Consider the following 18,689-nt stretch of genomic DNA (forward strand, 5'->3'; position numbering starts at 1 on the left):
TCAGGCCGGCTGCTGCTCGTCGACTTTCTTGCCACCGAGATGCAGCGTGGCTTTGCCGTGCTGCTTCGACAGGAGCTCGTTATAAAGCCCTGGGCGGTTGCGCAGGATTTCCGGGCTGCCATCGTCGATCACCTTGCCGTTGCTCATGACAATGATGCGGTCGAAGTGATGCAGCGTCGACAGCCGGTGTGCAATCGCAATCACGGTGCGGCCGGTCATCAGGCGATCGAGCGCGTGCTGGATGGCTTCTTCAGAGGCGCTGTCGAGTGCCGAGGTCGCTTCGTCCAGCAGCAGGATGGGTGCGTTCTTCAAAATGGCGCGGGCGATGGCGATACGCTGCCGCTGGCCACCCGAGAGCTTGACGCCGCGGTCGCCCACGATGGTGTCATAGCCATCCGGCATGGCTTCGATGAAATCGGCGCAACGCGCTTCACGCGCGGCTGCGAACACGTCTTCGCGGCTCGCGTCTGGCCGCCCGTAGGCGATGTTTTCATACACTGAACGGTGGAGCAGCGAGATGTCTTGCGGCACCAGCGCAATTGCGTGGCGCAGGCTTTCTTGCGTGGTGCTGGCGATATCCTGGCCATCAATCCTGATCTGGCCGCCCTGGGTTTCATAAAAGCGCTGCAGCAACGCCAGTACTGTCGATTTGCCCGCGCCGGATTTGCCGATGAGCCCGACGCGCTGGCCTGCAGCGATATGCAGGTCAAAGTGATCGAGGATTGGCCTGCGGCGCGGATAGGCAAACGTGACGTTTTCGAAATCGACCTGACCGCCTTGCGGGATGAGTTCGGTCGCGTTTGGCCGGTCTGGCATGCCATGCGGCTCCAGCAGGGTTTTGACCGCTTCGGCGAGCCGTGCAACGTGTTGCGTCACATCCACCAGGGCCACGGCCAAGTCGCGTGTGCCATGCAGGATGGTGAACCCGAGCGAGCTGACCAGCACGATATCGCCTGAGGTCGCCCGGCCCTGATCCCAGAGCCATAAGGCCCAGCCGAGAAGCCCGGCCGATAGCAGCGCGGTGATCACCGCATGCAGCAGGCGCAGCTTCTCGAGATAGAGCAGGCTTTGCTGGCGCGCCTCCATTTCGGCTTTCACGGTGGTGCCAAAACGGGCCTGTTCCCGCAGCGTCATGCCAAACGCACGGACCAGCCCCATGTTGCTGATGACATCGACCAGTTCGCCATCGACCGAGGCGGCTCGCGTTGCAAACTGGTGGTGCCGCGCAGAGCCCCGTCCGGCGAGCCTGAAGAGCACCACGGCGAGAATGGCTGAGCAACTGAGCAAGCCCGCCGCCATCAGCGGATTGACCGTGACGATCATCACGATCGCCCCGAGTACCGCGATGCATGGCGGCAGCACGTTCCACGCCATGGTGTTTTCAGCGGTGTAAATCGCATTCGAGGTGGCCGTGATACGGCTGGCCAGCATGCCAGGCTGCCGCTCGGCGTAATAGGTGGGGGAGTGGCCGCTCAGATACTGGAACAGGTCGCGCCGCAAATCTCCGGTGACCGTGACGAAGGTGTGGGCGGCCACCCAGCCGCCCACACGCCATAGCAGGTTATCGGCGGCGATCAGGCCAACGAGGATGGCAAACGCGCCCCAGAGCGGGCCGGGATGGTGCCGGCCCGCACCGAGCACGTCGATCAGATGTTTGATCGCGTATTGGGATGCGAGCGCGCAGCCGACTGCCGCCAGCACGCTGCACAGGATGACCCCGTGTGCGAGCGGATGGCGGCGGATATAGAGCAGGAGAAACGCCAGCGGCCGGTGAGCGTAGCGGGCCAACCGGGCGTTCTGGGCATTTCGCTGGACGAGGGTAAGAGGTTCCAATTGCGCGTGAGGATTGAAGGAATCGGTTTGCTGTCATCGGCCGTTCTGGCGATGGGGGCGGGTGCCGCAAGGGCGAATGCCTCGCATTGTAAACATGCTGAAGCCAATATCTAGCGCTGTGGCACAGAGTTTGATGCAGCTTTGCAGGCCTCCAGGTATGTCGTCTGGCTGCCGCAGTTTGCCATGTTGTACGGCTTATATCCTAAAAATAGGATGGGGCAACGGGCCGTGCGTTGTGTATCAGGAAGCCCAGGGTGTTTTCAAGATATAATTACAAATTGCATTCAATGACGGGCGTATGGCACGGCTAGTGTTGTCAGACGGTATAACCCTGAGATAAAACAAGGGTTTGCAAAATGTGTCCGTTTTGTAACAGGGTAAAGACTTTGAAATAGTGCTGTCGCCAGTGGGGTCCGGTCCAGATAATCGCCAGGCGTTGACGCTATGAAAAGACCGTTGAACGTGTCAACGGAAGGTCCATCCGTGCGTTAATCCCGTGCCTTTACCTGCTTTTTGCCTGATATTTTTCGAGGAGTTACCCCTATGCGAATCGCTCAAATCGCTCCGTTACACGAAGCGGTTCCTCCCAAGCTGTACGGCGGCACAGAACGGGTGGTGTCTTACCTGACCGAAGCGCTGGTCGAACAAGGGCATGACGTGACGCTTTTTGCCAGCGGGGATTCCCAAACCTCGGCAAAACTCGAAGCGTTCTGGCCGCAGGCCTTGCGTCTCGATCCGACGATTCGTGACACGATGGCGCCGCATATGTTGTTGCTGGAAGAAGTCCGTCGTCGCGCTGACGAATTCGATGTGCTGCATTTCCATATCGACTATTACCCTTTCTCGCTGTTCTCGCGCCAGTCGGTGCCTTTCCTGACGACGCTGCATGGCCGGCTCGACCTGCCTGAACTACAACCTGTTTTCAATACCTTTAGTGATGTGCCGGTGGTGTCGATTTCGGACAACCAGCGCAGCCCGCTACCGCAAGCCAACTGGCTCTCCACCGTTTATCACGGCTTGCCGGAAAACCTGCTGACCCCACAAGATGTCAAGCCAAGTTATCTCGCGTTTCTCGGCCGTATTTCGCCGGAAAAACGGCTGGATACCGCCATTCGCATCGCAGGCCAGGCGGGCATGCCAATCAAGATCGCCGCGAAGCTTGACCGTGCTGATCGCGCTTATTACGACGAAGTCATCAAGCCGCTCATGTCGTTGCCACACGTTGAATACATCGGCGAAATCGGCGAAGCCGAAAAAGCCGAATTCCTCGGTAACGCGCACGCTTTGCTGTTTCCGATCGACTGGCCGGAGCCGTTTGGTCTGGTGATGATCGAAGCCATGGCGTGTGGCACGCCGGTGATCGCCTTCAAGCGCGGCTCGGTGCCGGAAGTGATCGAAAACGGTGTGTCGGGTTTTGTCGTCGAAGACGAAATCAGCGCGGTGGCCGCCGTCAAGCGTTTGTCGTCGCTGCCGCGCAGCCGGGTGCGCGAGGCTTTTGAAGCCCGTTTTTCATCGAAAGTGATGGCGCAAAACTACGTGGCTTCCTACGAAGCGCTGTTGCGGCAACAACGCCGTACCGTGTTGCGCGAAGTGAACGCCATCTGAGCGCAAACCGGGCTGTTAGATCAGGCAGCCATTTGCCTTGTCGCTAGTCTGGGCTCAATGATGACAACGCCTCAGGGGCTTGTGCCCTTGGGGCGTTGTGCTGTGTGCGGCGTACTCCCAGCCGACGTTTTTCGGTTACAGGTAAAAAGGTTTTCACCCTCTGACTAGTCAGGGCCTCCGGCATTGTCCCTATAATGGCCGGGCCGTGAACCGGGAGTCGGTCAATCTGGACTCTGGAATCGGGCCAACCCATGACGGATGACAGGAGGATGCCTTGGCGAGCACGCAAGAAACGCAAGCGAATACGATACCCGGTGCCGGGACGGTTTTCGCGTTGCGCGCCATCGGGCTCGTGATTCTGGTGCGCTGGCTGTATTCGCTGTCGCACATGAGTCTGGCGGACGCGCTGTCCATCATGCAGTCGTCGCCATGGGCCTATGTCAATCTGGTGTTTGTATTTTTGCTGGTTTTTCAGCCGGGTGCGCGTCCTCGCGCTGAGCGCCCCTTTCATCCGTTACCGCAATGGTTGCGGCAGGCGCTACGGCTTTTTGCTTTCTTTGGGTTTCTGTTTGCGGCATGGTCGGTCGGCGCTTTTGTCTGGACCGCTGGCTTGCGCCGTGCGTTAGCGGCTGTCGCCGAGACCAACGGCTGGCTTGTGGCGGCGCCCACGCTATATGCGGTGGTTATCTGGATTTGTCGTCCGCGGCCGTTATGGCGTAGCAATTTCGCCGCACGGCGTTTTGCGCTTGGGCGGTACGCCGTCGCACTGGACGCCGCGACGCGCACCGTGAGTGTATGGGCAGAGAGCCGCAAACTGGGCCAGTACGATGCACGTGAGCTTTGGCTGCGCTGGCCTGGCAAGCCGGTGGTGCCGCGCACGGTGCCGTTACTGATGCCGCCAGCGGGAGCCCATGAGGAGGGAGGCGAACCTCAGCGCTCCACGTTCGAACCTCGCGTTTCAGTTGCAGCCCGGTCAGTGCCCGCAAAGAGCGGGCGTGGGCCGCGCTGGGCGAAAGTCGAGCTGTTGTGGGATTCGCCCGCGACGGCGGGACATAACCGTCAGCGGGTGTTTCAGACAGCGCTTGCTAGCGCACGTGACCGGGCTGCGGTTGTGGCGCTCGACCGGGCATTGCGGGAAAGCTGAACAGACTGGCGCGCCAGCCGTGTGCTTGATTCAGCCGCATTGATCTGCGCAGCTGCGGCTGGTTTCCTGCGGCAGCATATGCAAGACGTACCCGACCGCTTCTTCAAGACTGCTCGCCGTGGTGTCGATGAGCCAGTCAGGGGTGAGCGGCGCATCGTAGTTCGCGGAGACCCCAGTGAACTGCTGCATTTCACCACGTTGCGCCTTGGCGTACATGCCTTTGGGATCGCGTTTCATGCACAAGGCGAGTGGCGCGCGAATATAGGTTTCGATAAACCCATGGCCCACAATCGAGCGTGCGAGCGTGCGGTGCGCGCTGGAGGGCGAAATCGTGGCGACCAGCACGATAAAACCTTGCTGCTGAAACAGCTTGGCGACGTGAGCCGTGCGCCGGATATTTTCGATCCGGCTCGTTTCCGAATAGTCGAGATCGGAGCACAGGCTTTTGCGCAGCACGTCCCCGTCAAGCACGATTGACCGGCTGCCGAGCGCCGTGAAGGCCTGGTGCAGGGCGTTGGCAAGTGTCGATTTACCGGCGCCAGGCAAGCCTGTCATCCAGATCACAGGAGTGGGGGGCGTAATTTGAAGGGCAGAAGACATAGTTTTTCTCAAAAAGCACCGAAGGTTCGTTCGGGCGTTTTGTTCCGATGCTTAAACTGGGCTTTTGCAAGACAGCTAAATTAATGAGTCTGAGTGGCGACCAGTATGAATTCGCATCGGGATAATCTTAAAAAAAGAATGGTGTCAGCCTGGGTCTGCTACAGGCGATACCTAGCTCTATAGGTAACATTTCAGAAAAATTGGTTCGCATTTTAGACGATTTTTTTGAGATCATCCTTGGGCATCACAGAGCGCATGGCTCACGGCCTGAATGCTCTGGAGCGTATGAGGGGCGCCGTGTAAAATTCTCGCCTGGCTGGGAAGTTCACGGCAAGCCGCTAGCGTTATTGGGGCCACACCTCAGGGCCATAGCGCAGGATGGGGGCGATCCCGTTTCGTTTTCTTTCGTTTTCGTTTCATTCCGTTTCTGAAAAAGTACGACAAACGGGCTTGCCCGGCCGGTTATCTGCCGGATTGAGTCAGCCGCACGTTACTATTTGTCGACATTTTTGCTCTCTGGGCCTGGAGGCGCGTTTTGCCTTCAGGCCTCCTTCATTCCGTTCTCTTAAGACAAACGTTTATGAGCAGATCCAAGTCATCCTGGCTATCGCTGGCAGCGTTCGGATTCGATCTGGGCGTGGTGGTGGCAACCTGGCTGGCCGCCTATGTCATCCGTTTTAACGGCCCGGTGCCACAGGATTTCTGGCTCGGCGGCATGCGGGCGCTGGTGGGCGTGGTGCTTGTTTATGCGGCGATGTTCCGGATTTTCGGTCTGTATCGCGGTATGTGGGTGTTTGCCAGCCTGCCGGATCTCTTGCGTATTTCCAAAGCAGTGGCCGCCGGCGCGCTGATTGTGATGACGGGGGCCGTGATGTTGCAGCCCTCGCCGATCATTCCGCGTTCAGTGCTGGTGGTATCTCCTTTGCTGTTATTTCTGGTGATGGGCGGCTCCCGTGCGTTGTACCGTGCCGCCAAAGAGTTCCATCTGTATGGCGGCCTGATTGCACAAGGCAAGCCCGTGATTGTGATTGGGGCAGGCTCGGCGGGTGCGAGCCTTGCGCGCGAACTGTCGCGCTCGGGAGAATGGCGGCTCGTGGGTTTGCTTGACGACGATCCAGCCAAGCAGCGGCGCGAAATTTATGGTCACAGGGTGCTGGGTCCGATCGAGCAGCTTCAGGATTGGGCCACGCAGTTGAAGGTCGAAGACGCGATCATTGCGATTCCTTCGGCTTCGGTGGATGCGCAGCGCCGCGCGGCCACGGTGTGCGTGCGCGCGGGAGTGCGGGCGATGGTTTTGCCCGCGTTGACCGCGCTCACGCAGGGTCAGGCATTTTTGTCGCAGGTGCGGCACATCGATCTGGAAGATTTGCTGGGCCGCGAGGCGGTCAAGATCGACATGCCGCATGTCGAAGCGATGCTGCAAGGCCGGGTGGCGATGGTGACCGGCGCGGGCGGCTCGATCGGTTCTGAACTATGCCGCCAGATTCTGCGCTTCGCGCCTGCGCAACTGATTGCGCTCGATCTGTCCGAATACGCGATGTATCGCCTTGTCGAGGAGCTGCATGAGCGTTTTCCGGATTTACCCGTGGTCCCGGTGGTCGGTGACGCGAAAGATTCACTGCTGCTCGACCAGGTGCTGGCGCGCTATACGCCGCACATTGTGTTTCATGCCGCGGCTTACAAGCATGTGCCGTTAATGGAAGAGCTGAATGCCTGGCAGGCGGTGCGCAATAACGTGCTGGGCACGTATCGCGTGGCGCGGGCGGCGATTCGTCATGATGTGCGGCGTTTTGTCCTGATCTCGACGGACAAGGCGGTCAATCCGACTAACGTGATGGGCGCCAGCAAACGTCTGGCTGAAATGGTGTGCCAGGCGTTGCAGCAAACCAGTCCGCGCACGCAGTTTGAAACCGTTCGTTTTGGCAATGTGCTGGGTAGTGCGGGCAGTGTGATTCCGAAGTTCCAGCAGCAAATTGCCAAAGGCGGGCCCGTTACCGTTACCCATCCAGAAATCACCCGTTTTTTCATGACGATTCCCGAAGCCTCGCAACTGGTGTTGCAGGCCTCAAGCATGGGCCGGGGCGGTGAGATCTTTATTCTGGACATGGGCTCGCCGGTCAAGATCGTCGATCTGGCGCGCGACCTGATCCGGCTGTATGGCTTTGGCGAAGGACAAATCCGGATTGTTTTCACCGGGCTGCGGCCGGGTGAGAAACTCTACGAAGAACTGCTGGCCGATGACGAGGCCACCACGCGCACGCCGCATCCCAAACTGCGCATTGCCCAGGCGCGTGAAGTGGACGGCGATTTCCTCGATGAATTGCTGCCGTGGCTGTTGCAGCAGCGTATTCCTGGCGATGACGAGGTTCGGCGTGACCTGCGGCGCTGGGTACGGGAGTATCAGCCGATGTCGGTGCCGGTGTTGCAAAGCGTCAGCACACGGGGGTTGTCGGGCTGAAGTGCGGGTGGGGCTTCATGATTGCCCGATGGGCGGGTTGGATGGCAGCTAAGGATGGTAGCTAAGGATGGCAGCCAAGGTGGGTTCATACCATCTCGGCTGCCATCATTTTTTGTGCCCGGCAGGGGCCGGATTCTGCGCGGCTTCGGCGGATGTCTGGGGGAGAAACGGAAGATGCGGATTGCTGTAACAGGGGCTAATGGGTTTATCGGCCGTGCTCTTGGTCAGGTGTTGTGCGAGGCCGGCCATGAGGTGACCGGGCTGGTGCGGCGCCAGGGCGGGTGCGCCGGGCCGGTGCGCGAATGCCTGATTGCCGACGATGATTTTGTGAGCCTGGCCGAGGGCATGCCGTTCTTCGGGCCGTGTGAGGTGGTCGTTCATCTGGCGGCGCGGGTTCATGTGATGCGCGATGCCGCGCTTGATCCACTCGCGGCCTACCGGGCAGCCAATGTTGCTGGCGCGCTCAATGTTGCCCGGGCTGCGCGCCGCTCGGGCGCGCAGCGCCTGATCTTCGTCAGCAGTGTCAAGGCGCTGGGCGATGTCGAGCCCGGCCATCCGTGGCGCGAAGACGATCGTCCGGCTCCTGCCGATCCTTATGGCATTTCGAAACATGAGGCGGAGCAGGCTTTGCTGGCGTTTGGCGAGGCGCAGGGTCTGGAGGTGGTGATCGTGCGTCCGCCACTGGTCTATGGGCCGGGGGTGCGCGCCAATTTTCGCGGGTTAATGGCAGCGGTGGCGCACGGTATTCCGTTGCCGCTGGGCGCGGTGAGCGCGCAACGCAGCATGGTCTACGCGGGCAATCTGGCCGATGCGATGGGTTTTTTGGCGCAACGTTCCACTTCCGTGGCAGGCATCTGGCATGTCAGCGATGGCGACGATCTGACGGTGACCGAACTGGTGCGCGCGTTGGGTGTCGCGCTGGGGCGTCCCGCGCGTCTGCTGCCCGTGCCCCCTGGATGGCTGCGTGGCATTGGGCGGCTAAGCGGCAAAACGGCGCAAATCGAGCGCCTCACAAACGCGCTGCGCATTGATAGCAGCCGCTTGCGCGAGACCTTGGGCTGGACCCCGCCGTGGTCGGTGACACAAGGCCTGGCTGCGACCGCGCGTGATTTCAGGGAGGCGCGTTGAGATGCTCTCGTCCAGTCTGATTCCCTTGTTTGGGACAGCGCTGTTGGCCGCGGCGCTGAGTTTTCTCCTCTTGCTGACCTTGCTGCGCACGGGCTGGGCCTGGGCGCTGGCGGTGGATATGCCGAATCACCGTTCGCTGCATGTGCGGCCTGTGCCGCGGGTCGGCGGTTGGGGCGTGCTGCCTGTCACGCTGTTGTTCATCGCGCTGGATGCGCCCGCCTTGTACGGGATCGGGCTCGCGGCGTTGCTGCTGGGCGCGGTCTCGCAGATCGACGATCGGCGCGGCCTGTCGGCGCGCGTGCGTTTTGCGGCGCATGTGGTGGCTGTGGCTATCGCCATCGTGACGGGCTCGGTGGATCTCGCCTGGTGGTGGGCGCTGGTGCTGGGTGTGGCGCTGGTCTGGCTGGTGAACCTGTACAACTTCATGGACGGGGTGAATGGCCTCGCCGGGGGATGACGGTCATCGGCTTTGCCACGTATGCGCTGGCGGCCGGGCCCGCGCAACCACAACTGATGCTGGTCTGTGCTGCCGTGGCGGGGGCCGGGTTGGGTTTTCTCGTGCTGAATTTTTCGCCTGCGCGTATTTTTTTAGGCGATGCGGGGTCGATTCCGCTGGGCTTTCTTGCGGGCGCGCTGGGGTTTTGGGGCTGGCAGCATGGCGCGTGGCCGCTGTGGTTTCCTGCGCTGGTGTTTGCGCCGTTTATCGCCGACGCCAGCGTGACACTGTTGCGCCGCCTCGCGCGCGGCGAGCGCTTTTGGCAGGCGCACCGCGAACATTACTACCAGCGTCTGGTGCAAATGGGCCATACGCATGGGCAGGTGGCATTGCGGTACTACGTGCTGATGCTGGGCGGCGCGGGGGTGGCATGGCTGGCGTGGTCAGCGCCTGCTGCGTTGCAGTGGGTCTTGCTGGCGCTGTGGTACGGCGTGCTGGCGCTAGCCGGCTGGCGCGTGGATGGCCGCTGGCGGCGGGTGGTTGAACCAACGGAAAAGGAATAAATGTTTGAACGGGCCTCGTGGAGTTGGGCCGCTAAAGATCAGGTCGCTACAGGTTTGACATATGCCAACCTATGTTTAGAATGACGCATAAGAACGTTGACTATTCAGGAGAATGTCATGCGCACTGTATCTATTTTCAAAAATGCAAAAAACCAGGCGATACGCATCCCAAAGGATATGGAGTTTGAAGGTGTTGCCGAGCTTGAAATCAGTCGGGATGGGGATACGTTGATCCTGCGTCCAGTTCGTCCCACATGGACATCGTTTTCCAATGAGCCTGTGGCCGATCCCGATTTCCTCAGAGAGCGGCCGGATGTTCTCGACGCAGGGCGCTTTAATCTGCCCAGCGTTGACGATGTTGAAGTCGAGCCTGGCCGATGAGCAAGCAGCTTTACATGCTGGACACCAACATTTGTTCATTCATCATGCGTGAGCGCTCGTCTGCTGTCCTGGCTCGCTTGCAGGCGGCTGTAGACGGGCAATCCCGGGTTGTTGTCTCGGCCATTACCTACGCCGAAATGCGTTTTGGTTCGGTTGGGAAAAAAGCTTCGCCGAAGCATTCGATTCTAGTGACGGCATTTGTGATGCGACTGGATGGCATCTTGCCGTGGGATGCCAGGGCGGTCGATGCCACCACCGCGATTCGTTGTGACCTTTCCGCACGCGGGACGCCTATTGGTGGAAATGATTCGGCAATTGCGGGCCATGCGATGGCTGCAGGAGCCGTGCTTGTGACGAATAACACTCGGGAATTTGCGCGTGTGACCGGTTTGCGGTTTGAGGATTGGGCCGCATCGGATTGAGTGTTTGTTGGCCTGATTTTGGGGTCATCGCTAGCTACTTGTATTTTGCGGTTTGCCCTCGCATACTAGCTAACTTGGATTAGCTAATATGGAGAAGCAGCATGCTCACAGTCAACATGCACGATGCGAAGTCAAAACTATCGAGCCTGGTCGAGCGGCTCGAGGTTGGTCAGGAAACGGAGGTTATCATCGCCCGCAACGGTACGCCGGTCGCCCGGCTAGTGCCGTTTTCGGCGCCTCGCCGCATCGGTGCCGCGCGGCATCTGCTCGCTGGCCTTGCGGTGCCGGATAGCGTCGAGGCGTTCAATACCGGTGACGACTCGATTGCCGCCGATTTCGACGTAAGCGCACAGCAGGGGCTAACGCCGTGAGAGTGCTGCTCGACACGCATATCGCATTGTGGGCCGCCGAAGGCGCGCCGCAACTATCACCCCAAGCTACCCGCTTGATCGAGGATTCAGCCAATACGTTGCTGATCAGCGTCGCAGCCATCTGGGAAATCACCATCAAGCACGCAAAAGGCAATCTGCGTGTGCATCCTCGAGATGCACGCTTGGCGTTCCGGCTGGCCGGTTTCGTCGAACTGCCGATCACCGGCGACCATACGGAGGCTGTGTCGCTGCTGCCATCCCATGTAGATCACGCTGATCCGTTCGATCGCCTGATGATTGCCCAGGCGCTGCACGAAGGGATGCCGTTGCTCAGCGCTGACCCGAAGGTATGGCGTTATCACCCGACTCTGATGTTACGGGCCTGATGGCTAGAACTCTCTCCAGCTCCGCACGAATCACGTGATAGCGCGATGACGAAGCCACCCGCGCTCCCGCAACAGCCCGGTTTCTCCTCACCCAACCTTCTTCTCAAGACCTCCCCCTCCGGCGCACGACCATCCAGCGTGGCGACCTGAAGCGCACGATGCTCAGGTAAAGCCACACATACGTCAGCGCAAACACCACGACAAAGCAGAAAAGATGCAGCGTATGGCGCCAGAAGAGTGTCGCCGGAACCACCGCGACGAGGCAGAGCAGCCATAAATACGGTGACGTGAGCGAGTTGCGCCGCGTCAGCTCACGCGCCGTGCGCGAGCCCACCACCCAGCGCATCAGCCGCTTGTAGACCAGCATATGCAGATGCACGCCATCAGGTATGCCAGGCGAGATGCCTCGCACGAACTTCTTGCGATAAATCGAAAAGCAGGTCTCGAAGATCGGATACATGAACAGCAAGACGGGATACCAGGCCGAAACTTCCGGATTGCGCATCACGAGCAGGATCGAGAGTTCGGCCAGCATGAAGCCGATAAAGTACGCCCCCCCATCGCCGAGAAAAATCAGCCCGGCCGGAAAATTCCAGATAAAAAATCCCAGCACCGCACCCATCATGATGAGCGAGGCGGACAGCACGACTGCGTCCGACACCTGAAACGCGACATAGGCCAGCGAGGCGAACATCATCAGCGCGACCATCGCGGCGAGCCCGTTAAAGCCGTCGATGATATTGACCGCATTGGCGAGCGCCGCTACCGCGAGCACGGTCACGGCGAACGCAATGACGGGGTAGGTCAGCAGGAAGTCGAGAGGCGGCACGCTGATGCGCGTGACGCTGATCTGCAGCATGAAGTAGGCGAGGGCCGCTGCCGCCATCGTGCAGAGCAGCCGCGTGAGCGGCGAGACTTTCTTGGTCAGGTCTTCGCTCAGCCCTGAGGCAAAGGCGGGCAGCCCGCAAGCGCTGAGCCCGAGAATACCGCCCGCGACCACGGGATAGGTGCCGTACAGGGAGAGCGTCGAGACGACGAGCCCGAACACGATGCCGACTCCGCCAATACGCGGCACAGGGCGCGCGTGGAATTTCTGCACCCCGGCCAGATCCGCATCGGTCGAGAATTTTTCATGCACGTGTGCGTAGCGCACGATCAGCAGCGTGATTGTCAGCGAAACGATGAAGCCAAGTGCAAAACTGAGCATGAAGATGACCGGAAAATTGACCGCGGTTTATATAAAGCCGTGTGGATTCGACGATTGCCAGCGCCAGTGGTCAGCGCACATTTGTTCGAGATCGCAGGTGGCGCGCCAGCCTAGCAGATGCCACGCGGCGCTGGGGTCGGCATAGCATGAGGCGATGTCGCCTGGCCGGCGCGCCACGATCTCGTAGGGCACCGCGCGGCCGGAGGCCTGTTCGAAGGCGCGCACCACGTCGAGCACGCTGTAGCCGCGCCCTGTTCCCAGGTTGACGACGAAGCTCGCATCGCGCTGCGTGAGCGCATCGAGCGCGATTAAATGTCCGCGCGCCAGATCGCTCACGTGAATGTAATCGCGTACACCCGTGCCATCTGGCGTGGCGTAATCGCCGCCAAAAATACGCAGCCGCTCCCGCGTGCCCAGCGCCACTTGCGCGACGTAGGGCATCAGATTGTTGGGCACGCCCGTCGGGTTCTCGCCGATCAGCCCGCTGGCGTGCGCGCCGACCGGATTGAAATAACGCAGCGTGGCGATACGCCATGTCTCATCGGCGCTTTGAACGTCGCGCAGAATCTGCTCGGCCATCAGCTTGGTCTGGCCGTAAGGGTTGGTGGCGCTGAGCGGGAACGATTCATCGATCGGTGAGCGTTGCGGCACGCCATACACGGTGGCCGACGAGCTAAACACCAGATGCCGCAGCGCCTGCGAGCGCATGACGTCGAGCAGTACCAGCAGGCTATCGAGATTGTTGCGGTAATACTCGAGCGGCTGGGCGACCGAATCGCCGACCGCCTTGAGCGCCGCGAAATGGATCACCGCCGTGAGCGGATGCTGCGCGAAGATGTGCCGCAGCGCGGCTTCGTCGCGCACATCGGCGGCATAAAACGTCAGCTTTTTGCCGCTGATCTGTTCGACGCGTTTGAGTGCTTCGCGCTGGCTATTCACCAGATTGTCGATGACGACGACCTCATAGCCGCCCGCGAGCAGCTCGACACAGGTATGCGAGCCAATATAGCCCGCGCCGCCTGTCACTAACACTGTGCCCCGGTTCTTGCCTGTCATGGTCATGCTGGATTCCTGTCTCAGGGTTGGAGTGAGATGGCGCTTACGCGCTCGATCAGCGCCAGATAGCGGGCAATCACGTCGCGCTCGTCGAACTCGGCGCTGACTTTTTGCCGGCCGCGCTCGGCCATCTGCTGCCGTGCCGCGTCATCGAGTTCGAGTATGCGCGTGAGGGCCGCCGCGAGGCTATTGGCATCGCGCGCGGCGCACAGAAAGCCATTCACGCCATCCTCGACGACATCGCGGCAGCCTGGCACATCGGTAGCGACGATGGGCCGGCCTATCGCCGCGGCTTCGAGCAGCGTGCGGGGCACGCCTTCACGGTACGACGGCAGCACGACGCAACTGGCGGCGGTGATCGCGGGCCGCACATCATCGGCTTCACCGAGGTAATCGATGACGCCTTCGTGTTCCCAGGTCGCAACGTTGGCCCGGCTAATCGCGCTGGGGTTGGCGACATCCGTTGGCCCCAGCAACTGAAAGCGCGCATGCGGATAGCGCGCGCGCAACTGGCGCGCGGCAGCGACGTATTCGGCCACGCCCTTGTCCCAGAGCAAGCGCCCGATCAGCACAAAAACAAAGGGTGCAGGCGGCGCAGAGGGGGGGAGTGGGCAAAATGCGAAATGCTCGAGATCGACCCCTTCGCCATGCAGCAGTTGCGCACGCTCGGGATGCACGAGCAGTTTCTGGGCCAGAAAGGTGGCCTGATCATCCTGATTCAGAAACCAGATTTCGCGCGGAAACCGAAATGCAAAACGATAGAGCCGCCGCGCGAAGCGCGCGGTGCGCCCGGACTGGATGAATGCATAACCGAGCCCGGTCGTCACCGCGACCGATGGCACGCGTGCGAGCCAGGCAGCAATCGAGCCATAGATATTCGGCTTGATGGTGTAATGGAACACAAGCTGCGGCCGGAGCGCGCGGTAACGCCGATATAGCGCGCCCAGCGTGCGCAGGTCGGCCAGCGGATTGGTCCCTTGGGCGGCGAGCGGCAGCGCGATGCAATGGCAACCCATCGCGCGCAGCGGCTCGAACGCGCGATCGGGTGGCGCGAGCACCGTGACTTCGACGCCGCGCGCGAGCAGCGTGCGGATCAAGCCGTGGCGGTAGGTGTGAATGGCCCATGCGGTGTTGCACACGAGGCTGATGCGAAGTCTGGAAGCAGGCTTGGAAGTGGAAGTCATACGAAGCCATGAAGAAGGAGAGGGCCGAAGGCGAAAAACGCCAGGCGTCAGGTTAGCGGCGCGTGCCTCGCGCGGCGAAAAGCCGACGCTTGAGGCCACGCAGCAGGCGATAGGGAATGACCAGATGCAGCAGGTTTTTCATCAGGCCGAGCCAGTCATAAGGATTCTTGACATTGAAGTAACGCAGTTGCAACTGCAGGGTGGAACACACCTGGCGGCGACGCTTCGTGGCGCTGATGCCGCCTTCGTTGAGTTCGTAATACACCCCCGTGTGCGCCAGATTAGCGCAGTCGTAACGCGTCATCAGCCGCAAGAACAAATCGAGATCTTCGGCGGCGCGATACCGCGCCTGGTAATTGCCGACGGCGAGCACCGCGTCGATGCGCAGCATCATCGACGGATGCACGAAGCAACTCCGCATGAAGCGCAGGCGGCGGATGGCGTCGGGCGTGGTGGGCGGCATCAGCATGAAGAGCGGCTGGCCCGCTGGCGTGACCACCTGAGCCCACATGCCGAGCCCTGCCACCTGCGGCTGGGCCTCGAGATAAGCGCGCTGCTGCGCGAGCCGTTGCGGCACGGCGAGGTCGCCCGCATCAATGCGCGCAGCGTAGCGGTAGCCGCGTGCGGCGAGCGCTTCGATGCCTCGTTGCAAGGCTCGCTCGATGCCACCGTTTTGCGCCAGCCGCAGCACTTCGATGCGCATGCCCGGCCGTGTGGGCGCTTGCAGTGGCGGGGTGCTGCCATCGTCGACCAGCAGCACGTCGAACGATGCGTTTTCGCTAAAGGATGCGAGGGTGCGTTCGACTTCAGCCTGGCCATTGAAGGCGGGCATGAGCACAGCGACATCGGCCAGTGGCGAAGTTTCAGTGTTCATCGCCGTCATGGATGTGACCGGTGCGCGAGCGGAAAGGGACGTCATGGGCGCACCCGATAGCGAAGATAGGAGAAGTTGACCGCCGCCGCCGCCAGATAACCGGCCGCGAGCCCAACCAGCGCGCCATAGGCGCCGAAATGCGGAATGCTGAGCTGATTTACAGTGAACGCGATCAGCAGGGCGAGCAGCCATTTCGCCAGCAAGACGAATTTAGCCTGGTATTTGAGGACGGCCAGATTACCGATGGCTTCGATGCCAGCTGGTACCGAGAGCCATACTGCCCAGCGGAAAATTTCGCTAGCGCCTGCGTAATCGGGCCCAAACACGTGGTGAATGATGACGCCTGCCAGCAGATCGAGCACGAGCGCGCCAGCGCTCATCACCCCGGCGGTCAGCACGGTGAGCCGCACAATATTGCGGCGCAGCTGCAAGGCGTCGTGTACCCGGTAGACGAAAGCGGGCGCGAGCGTTTGCGCCAGCATCAGCGCGAGCGTGATCCAGTTTTCGTTCAACTGTTGCGCGGCGGAATAGCGGCCCAGATCGGCGAACGAGATCGTGCGCTCAAGCATCAACCGGTCGAGTTTGAGAAAGAGGTACATGCAGATCAGGCCGAGCCAGAACACGCTTCCGGCGCTAGCGAAGTGGCGCATCAGCGCCCGGTCGGGACGCCAGTCGAGCGTGCCGCCATGGCGCGCGATGTAATACGCCAGCAGCACGCCGGCGAGCAGCGCGGCTTCGAGCGCCCAGAGCCAGCCAAAGCGTGCCGGCGCCACGCTGGCGCGCACGCACAGATAGACCAGCCCGGCTTTGAGCAGGGCGATGACCATGCTGCCCAGCAGTTGCGGCTTGCTGTAGGTCATGCTTTGCAGCCAGGCGTTGATTGTGCCGACGAAGGGCTCACGAAACAGCATCGTCAGCGCGAGCCCCGCGAGCATCGCACCGACCAGCGGATCAGTGAGCCCCGCGGCAATACCGCCCCAGGTGAGTAGCAGCGCCACGGCGGAAACCGTGAAGCGCAGCGCAAACGCGCTACCCAGCACGACGCCCAGCGGCGCCTGGCGATGCACGATGGTCGGGACGAGAATTTCCGCGCCGCAGACCCAGGTGAGGGGCGCCAGCACGAGCAGCAAGGTATTGGCGTATTGCCATTTGCCGAACGCCTCCGGGCCGAAATAGCGCGCGAGCATGCCGCTGATGGCGATGGCCACGGCGATCTGGGTCAAGCGCTCAAGGCCCAGCCAGATGAGGTTGGCGAATGCCCGGACGATGTCTGGATGAGGACTGCGGTGTATCAGCTTCAGCATGGCAGGGCGGCTCGCCCAGGCGTGTGCGCCGCGCTGGCGTGCAAGCGAGGAGACGCCCAGGGCAGCAACTTCATCGGAGGGGCACGCAGAGGCATTAGAATAGGCGCCTTTCTGGCGCGTCTCAAAACGAAAGAAGCGCAATTATAGGGGGGAACTGAATGGCTTCCCGCCCTCAAGCAGCCCTGTGTTTGACGTGTGTTCGCGGTGGCGTCGCGCGCGTCCCGCACAGGCCTTGTGTTGCTCTTGTGCGGCTCTTGTGCCTCTCTTCCCAATGACACGGCGCCCCGGTTTCGACGGTCTTTCCACGGTTAAAAAGCGAGCGACATCATGATCTCCTCTTCCATTTTCAAGGCGTATGACATTCGCGGTGTGATTGGCAAGACGCTCGATGCGGCCACGGCTCATGCGATTGGCTGCGCCTTTGGCAGCGAAGTGCGCGCCCAAGGCGGCGATGCCGTGGTGGTGGCGCGCGATGGCCGTCTCTCGGGCCCGGAAATGGTGACGGCGCTGGCGCAGGGCTTGCGCTCGGTGGGGGTCGATGTGGTGGATGTGGGGATGGTGCCAACGCCGGTTGGCTATTTCGCGGCGAGCGTGCCGTTAGCCTTGCCCGATGGCGAGCGCCGCGTCGATTCCTGCATTGTCGTGACCGGCAGCCATAATCCGCCCGATTACAACGGCTTCAAGATGGTGCTGCGCGGTGCTGCGATTTATGGCGAACAGATTCAGGCGCTTTATCAGCGCATCGTTGCCGGACGTTTTGCCAGCGGTAGCGGTCGTTATGTCGAATATGACGTGGCGCCCGAATACCTCGCGCGCATTGTCGGCGATATCAAACTGGCCCGCCCGCTCAAGATCGTGGTCGATACCGGCAATGGTGTCGCGGGCGGCCTCGCGCCGCGCCTGTTCAGGGCGCTGGGGTGCGAACTGGTCGAGCTGTTCACCGAGATCGACGGTACCTTTCCGAATCACCATCCCGACCCGGCACACCCGGAAAATCTGCAAGACGTGATTCGCACGTTGCAGCAAACCGATGCTGAAATCGGTTTTGCCTTTGACGGCGACGGCGACCGTCTCGGCGTGGTGACCAAGGATGGACAGATCATCTATCCCGACCGTCAGTTGATGCTGTTTGCCGAGGACGTGCTGGCGCGCAATCCGGGCGCGCAGATCATCTATGACGTGAAATGCACGCGCAATCTCGCGCCCTGGATCCGCGCCAAAGGCGGCGAGCCGCTGATGTGGAAGACGGGGCATTCGCTGGTCAAAGCCAAGCTGCGCGAAACCGGCGCGCCACTGGCGGGCGAGATGAGCGGCCACGTGTTCTTTAAAGACCGCTGGTATGGCTTTGACGATGGCTTGTACACCGGTGCGCGTTTGCTCGAAATTCTCACGCGCGTGGCTGACCCCAGCCAGGTGCTCAATGCGCTGCCGGATTCGCTGTCGACACCTGAATTGCAGCTCAAGCTCGAAGAAGGTGAGAACGTTGCGCTGATCGAGCGCTTGCGGCAACACGCCCAGTTTCCCGACGCGGCTCAGGTGGTGACCATCGATGGCTTGCGCGTCGAATACGCCGACGGTTTTGGCCTTGCCCGTTCGTCGAATACCACGCCGGTTATCGTGATGCGCTTCGAAGCCGATACCCAGGCGGCGCTGGAACGGATTCAGGATGATTTCCGCCGGGCCATTCTGGCGCAAATGCCGGCTGCCCAACTGCCGTTTTAACGTATTAGCGGGCGC

16 protein-coding genes and 1 pseudogene are annotated in these 18,689 nt (G+C 61.1%); 10 read left to right on the plus strand and 7 right to left on the minus strand.

The window, feature by feature from the left end:
* Nucleotides 1-1,833 carry an ABC transporter ATP-binding protein gene (locus GH657_RS05960; protein WP_153099854.1) on the minus strand — a complete coding sequence of 611 codons (1,833 nt, stop codon included), beginning with the start codon at nucleotides 1,831-1,833 and terminating at the stop codon, nucleotides 1-3.
* 543 nt (nucleotides 1,834-2,376) lie between these two features.
* Between GH657_RS05960 and GH657_RS05965 the strand changes: the two genes are divergently transcribed.
* Nucleotides 2,377-3,438, plus strand: coding sequence for a glycosyltransferase family 4 protein (locus GH657_RS05965; RefSeq protein WP_153099855.1), 1,062 nt, complete (start codon nucleotides 2,377-2,379; stop codon nucleotides 3,436-3,438).
* A 274-nt stretch (nucleotides 3,439-3,712) separates the two neighbouring features.
* A complete protein-coding gene (locus tag GH657_RS05970; protein WP_153099856.1) occupies nucleotides 3,713-4,582 on the plus strand; it encodes a hypothetical protein in 870 nt (289 codons plus the stop codon).
* Nucleotides 4,583-4,612: 30 nt separating this feature from the next.
* Here GH657_RS05970 and cysC read toward each other — a convergent pair whose 3' ends face one another.
* Nucleotides 4,613-5,182: an adenylyl-sulfate kinase gene (gene cysC, locus GH657_RS05975; RefSeq protein ID WP_246174009.1), complete on the minus strand. Its 570-nt coding sequence runs from the start codon at nucleotides 5,180-5,182 to the stop codon at nucleotides 4,613-4,615.
* 580 nt (nucleotides 5,183-5,762) lie between these two features.
* Between cysC and GH657_RS05980 the strand changes: the two genes are divergently transcribed.
* From GH657_RS05980 to GH657_RS06010, 7 genes and pseudogenes are all read left to right on the plus strand, one after another.
* On the plus strand, nucleotides 5,763-7,640 hold the full coding sequence (locus tag GH657_RS05980; protein WP_153099857.1) for a nucleoside-diphosphate sugar epimerase/dehydratase: 1,878 nt from the start codon (nucleotides 5,763-5,765) through the stop codon (nucleotides 7,638-7,640).
* Nucleotides 7,641-7,814: 174 nt separating this feature from the next.
* Nucleotides 7,815-8,768: a UDP-glucose 4-epimerase family protein gene (locus GH657_RS05985; protein ID WP_153099858.1), complete on the plus strand. Its 954-nt coding sequence runs from the start codon at nucleotides 7,815-7,817 to the stop codon at nucleotides 8,766-8,768.
* Nucleotide 8,769: 1 nt separating this feature from the next.
* Nucleotides 8,770-9,767: pseudogene (locus tag GH657_RS05990) on the plus strand (MraY family glycosyltransferase).
* Between the two features lie 117 nt (nucleotides 9,768-9,884).
* Entirely contained in the window at nucleotides 9,885-10,148 is a 264-nt protein-coding gene (gene vapB / locus GH657_RS05995; RefSeq protein ID WP_153099859.1) for a type II toxin-antitoxin system VapB family antitoxin, read from the plus strand.
* Nucleotides 10,145-10,570: a PIN domain-containing protein gene (locus GH657_RS06000; protein ID WP_153099860.1), complete on the plus strand. Its 426-nt coding sequence runs from the start codon at nucleotides 10,145-10,147 to the stop codon at nucleotides 10,568-10,570. The genes vapB and GH657_RS06000 overlap by 4 nt, the downstream gene beginning before the upstream one ends.
* 101 nt (nucleotides 10,571-10,671) lie before the next feature.
* Entirely contained in the window at nucleotides 10,672-10,941 is a 270-nt protein-coding gene (locus GH657_RS06005; protein ID WP_153099861.1) for a type II toxin-antitoxin system Phd/YefM family antitoxin, read from the plus strand.
* A complete protein-coding gene (locus tag GH657_RS06010) occupies nucleotides 10,938-11,327 on the plus strand; it encodes a type II toxin-antitoxin system VapC family toxin (protein ID WP_153099862.1) in 390 nt (129 codons plus the stop codon). Before GH657_RS06005 ends, GH657_RS06010 begins: the two co-directional genes overlap by 4 nt.
* Before the next feature lie 103 nt (nucleotides 11,328-11,430).
* On the opposite strand, the gene GH657_RS06015 is transcribed toward GH657_RS06010, so the two are convergent.
* Genes GH657_RS06015 through GH657_RS06035 form a run of 5 tightly spaced genes read right to left on the minus strand, consistent with a single transcriptional unit; the run spans nucleotide 11,431 to nucleotide 16,952 of the window.
* The gene (locus GH657_RS06015; protein ID WP_153099863.1) at nucleotides 11,431-12,534 is read right to left on the minus strand and encodes an MraY family glycosyltransferase; all 1,104 of its coding nucleotides are present in this window, start codon (nucleotides 12,532-12,534) and stop codon (nucleotides 11,431-11,433) included.
* A 27-nt stretch (nucleotides 12,535-12,561) separates the two neighbouring features.
* Complete coding sequence (gene galE / locus GH657_RS06020; RefSeq protein WP_153101657.1) at nucleotides 12,562-13,590, minus strand: UDP-glucose 4-epimerase GalE; 1,029 nt, start codon at nucleotides 13,588-13,590, stop codon at nucleotides 12,562-12,564.
* A 20-nt stretch (nucleotides 13,591-13,610) separates the two neighbouring features.
* Nucleotides 13,611-14,774, minus strand: a complete 1,164-nt coding sequence (locus tag GH657_RS06025; RefSeq protein WP_153099864.1) for a glycosyltransferase family 4 protein — start codon at nucleotides 14,772-14,774, stop codon at nucleotides 13,611-13,613.
* A gap of 52 nt (nucleotides 14,775-14,826) precedes the next feature.
* Nucleotides 14,827-15,657, minus strand: coding sequence for a glycosyltransferase (locus tag GH657_RS06030; protein ID WP_246174123.1), 831 nt, complete (start codon nucleotides 15,655-15,657; stop codon nucleotides 14,827-14,829).
* A gap of 32 nt (nucleotides 15,658-15,689) precedes the next feature.
* The gene (locus GH657_RS06035; RefSeq protein ID WP_153099866.1) at nucleotides 15,690-16,952 is read right to left on the minus strand and encodes a lipopolysaccharide biosynthesis protein; all 1,263 of its coding nucleotides are present in this window, start codon (nucleotides 16,950-16,952) and stop codon (nucleotides 15,690-15,692) included.
* 327 nt (nucleotides 16,953-17,279) lie between these two features.
* Between GH657_RS06035 and GH657_RS06040 the strand changes: the two genes are divergently transcribed.
* Nucleotides 17,280-18,674: a phosphomannomutase/phosphoglucomutase gene (locus GH657_RS06040; protein WP_153099867.1), complete on the plus strand. Its 1,395-nt coding sequence runs from the start codon at nucleotides 17,280-17,282 to the stop codon at nucleotides 18,672-18,674.
* The last annotated feature ends 15 nt before the right edge of the window (nucleotides 18,675-18,689 follow it).

The organism is Paraburkholderia hayleyella (assembly GCF_009455685.1).
GTDB lineage: Bacteria > Pseudomonadota > Gammaproteobacteria > Burkholderiales > Burkholderiaceae > Paraburkholderia > Paraburkholderia hayleyella.

Bases quoted from the DNA above. Each gene is read 5' to 3' on its own strand.
- GH657_RS05965 (WP_153099855.1), top strand. From the start codon at position 2,377: ATGCGAATCGCTCAAATCGCTCCGTTACACGAAGCGGTTCCTCCCAAG.
- GH657_RS05980 (WP_153099857.1), top strand. From the start codon at position 5,763: ATGAGCAGATCCAAGTCATCCTGGCTATCGCTGGCAGCGTTCGGATTC.
- GH657_RS06000 (WP_153099860.1), top strand. From the start codon at position 10,145: ATGAGCAAGCAGCTTTACATGCTGGACACCAACATTTGTTCATTCATC.
- GH657_RS06040 (WP_153099867.1), top strand. From the start codon at position 17,280: ATGATCTCCTCTTCCATTTTCAAGGCGTATGACATTCGCGGTGTGATT.
- cysC (WP_246174009.1), bottom strand. From the start codon at position 5,182: ATGTCTTCTGCCCTTCAAATTACGCCCCCCACTCCTGTGATCTGGATG.
- GH657_RS06015 (WP_153099863.1), bottom strand. From the start codon at position 12,534: ATGCTCAGTTTTGCACTTGGCTTCATCGTTTCGCTGACAATCACGCTG.
- GH657_RS06035 (WP_153099866.1), bottom strand. From the start codon at position 16,952: ATGCTGAAGCTGATACACCGCAGTCCTCATCCAGACATCGTCCGGGCA.
- vapB (WP_153099859.1), top strand. From the start codon at position 9,885: ATGCGCACTGTATCTATTTTCAAAAATGCAAAAAACCAGGCGATACGC.
- GH657_RS05985 (WP_153099858.1), top strand. From the start codon at position 7,815: ATGCGGATTGCTGTAACAGGGGCTAATGGGTTTATCGGCCGTGCTCTT.
- GH657_RS06005 (WP_153099861.1), top strand. From the start codon at position 10,672: ATGCTCACAGTCAACATGCACGATGCGAAGTCAAAACTATCGAGCCTG.
- galE (WP_153101657.1), bottom strand. From the start codon at position 13,590: ATGACAGGCAAGAACCGGGGCACAGTGTTAGTGACAGGCGGCGCGGGC.
- GH657_RS06025 (WP_153099864.1), bottom strand. From the start codon at position 14,774: ATGACTTCCACTTCCAAGCCTGCTTCCAGACTTCGCATCAGCCTCGTG.
- GH657_RS06030 (WP_246174123.1), bottom strand. From the start codon at position 15,657: ATGACGGCGATGAACACTGAAACTTCGCCACTGGCCGATGTCGCTGTG.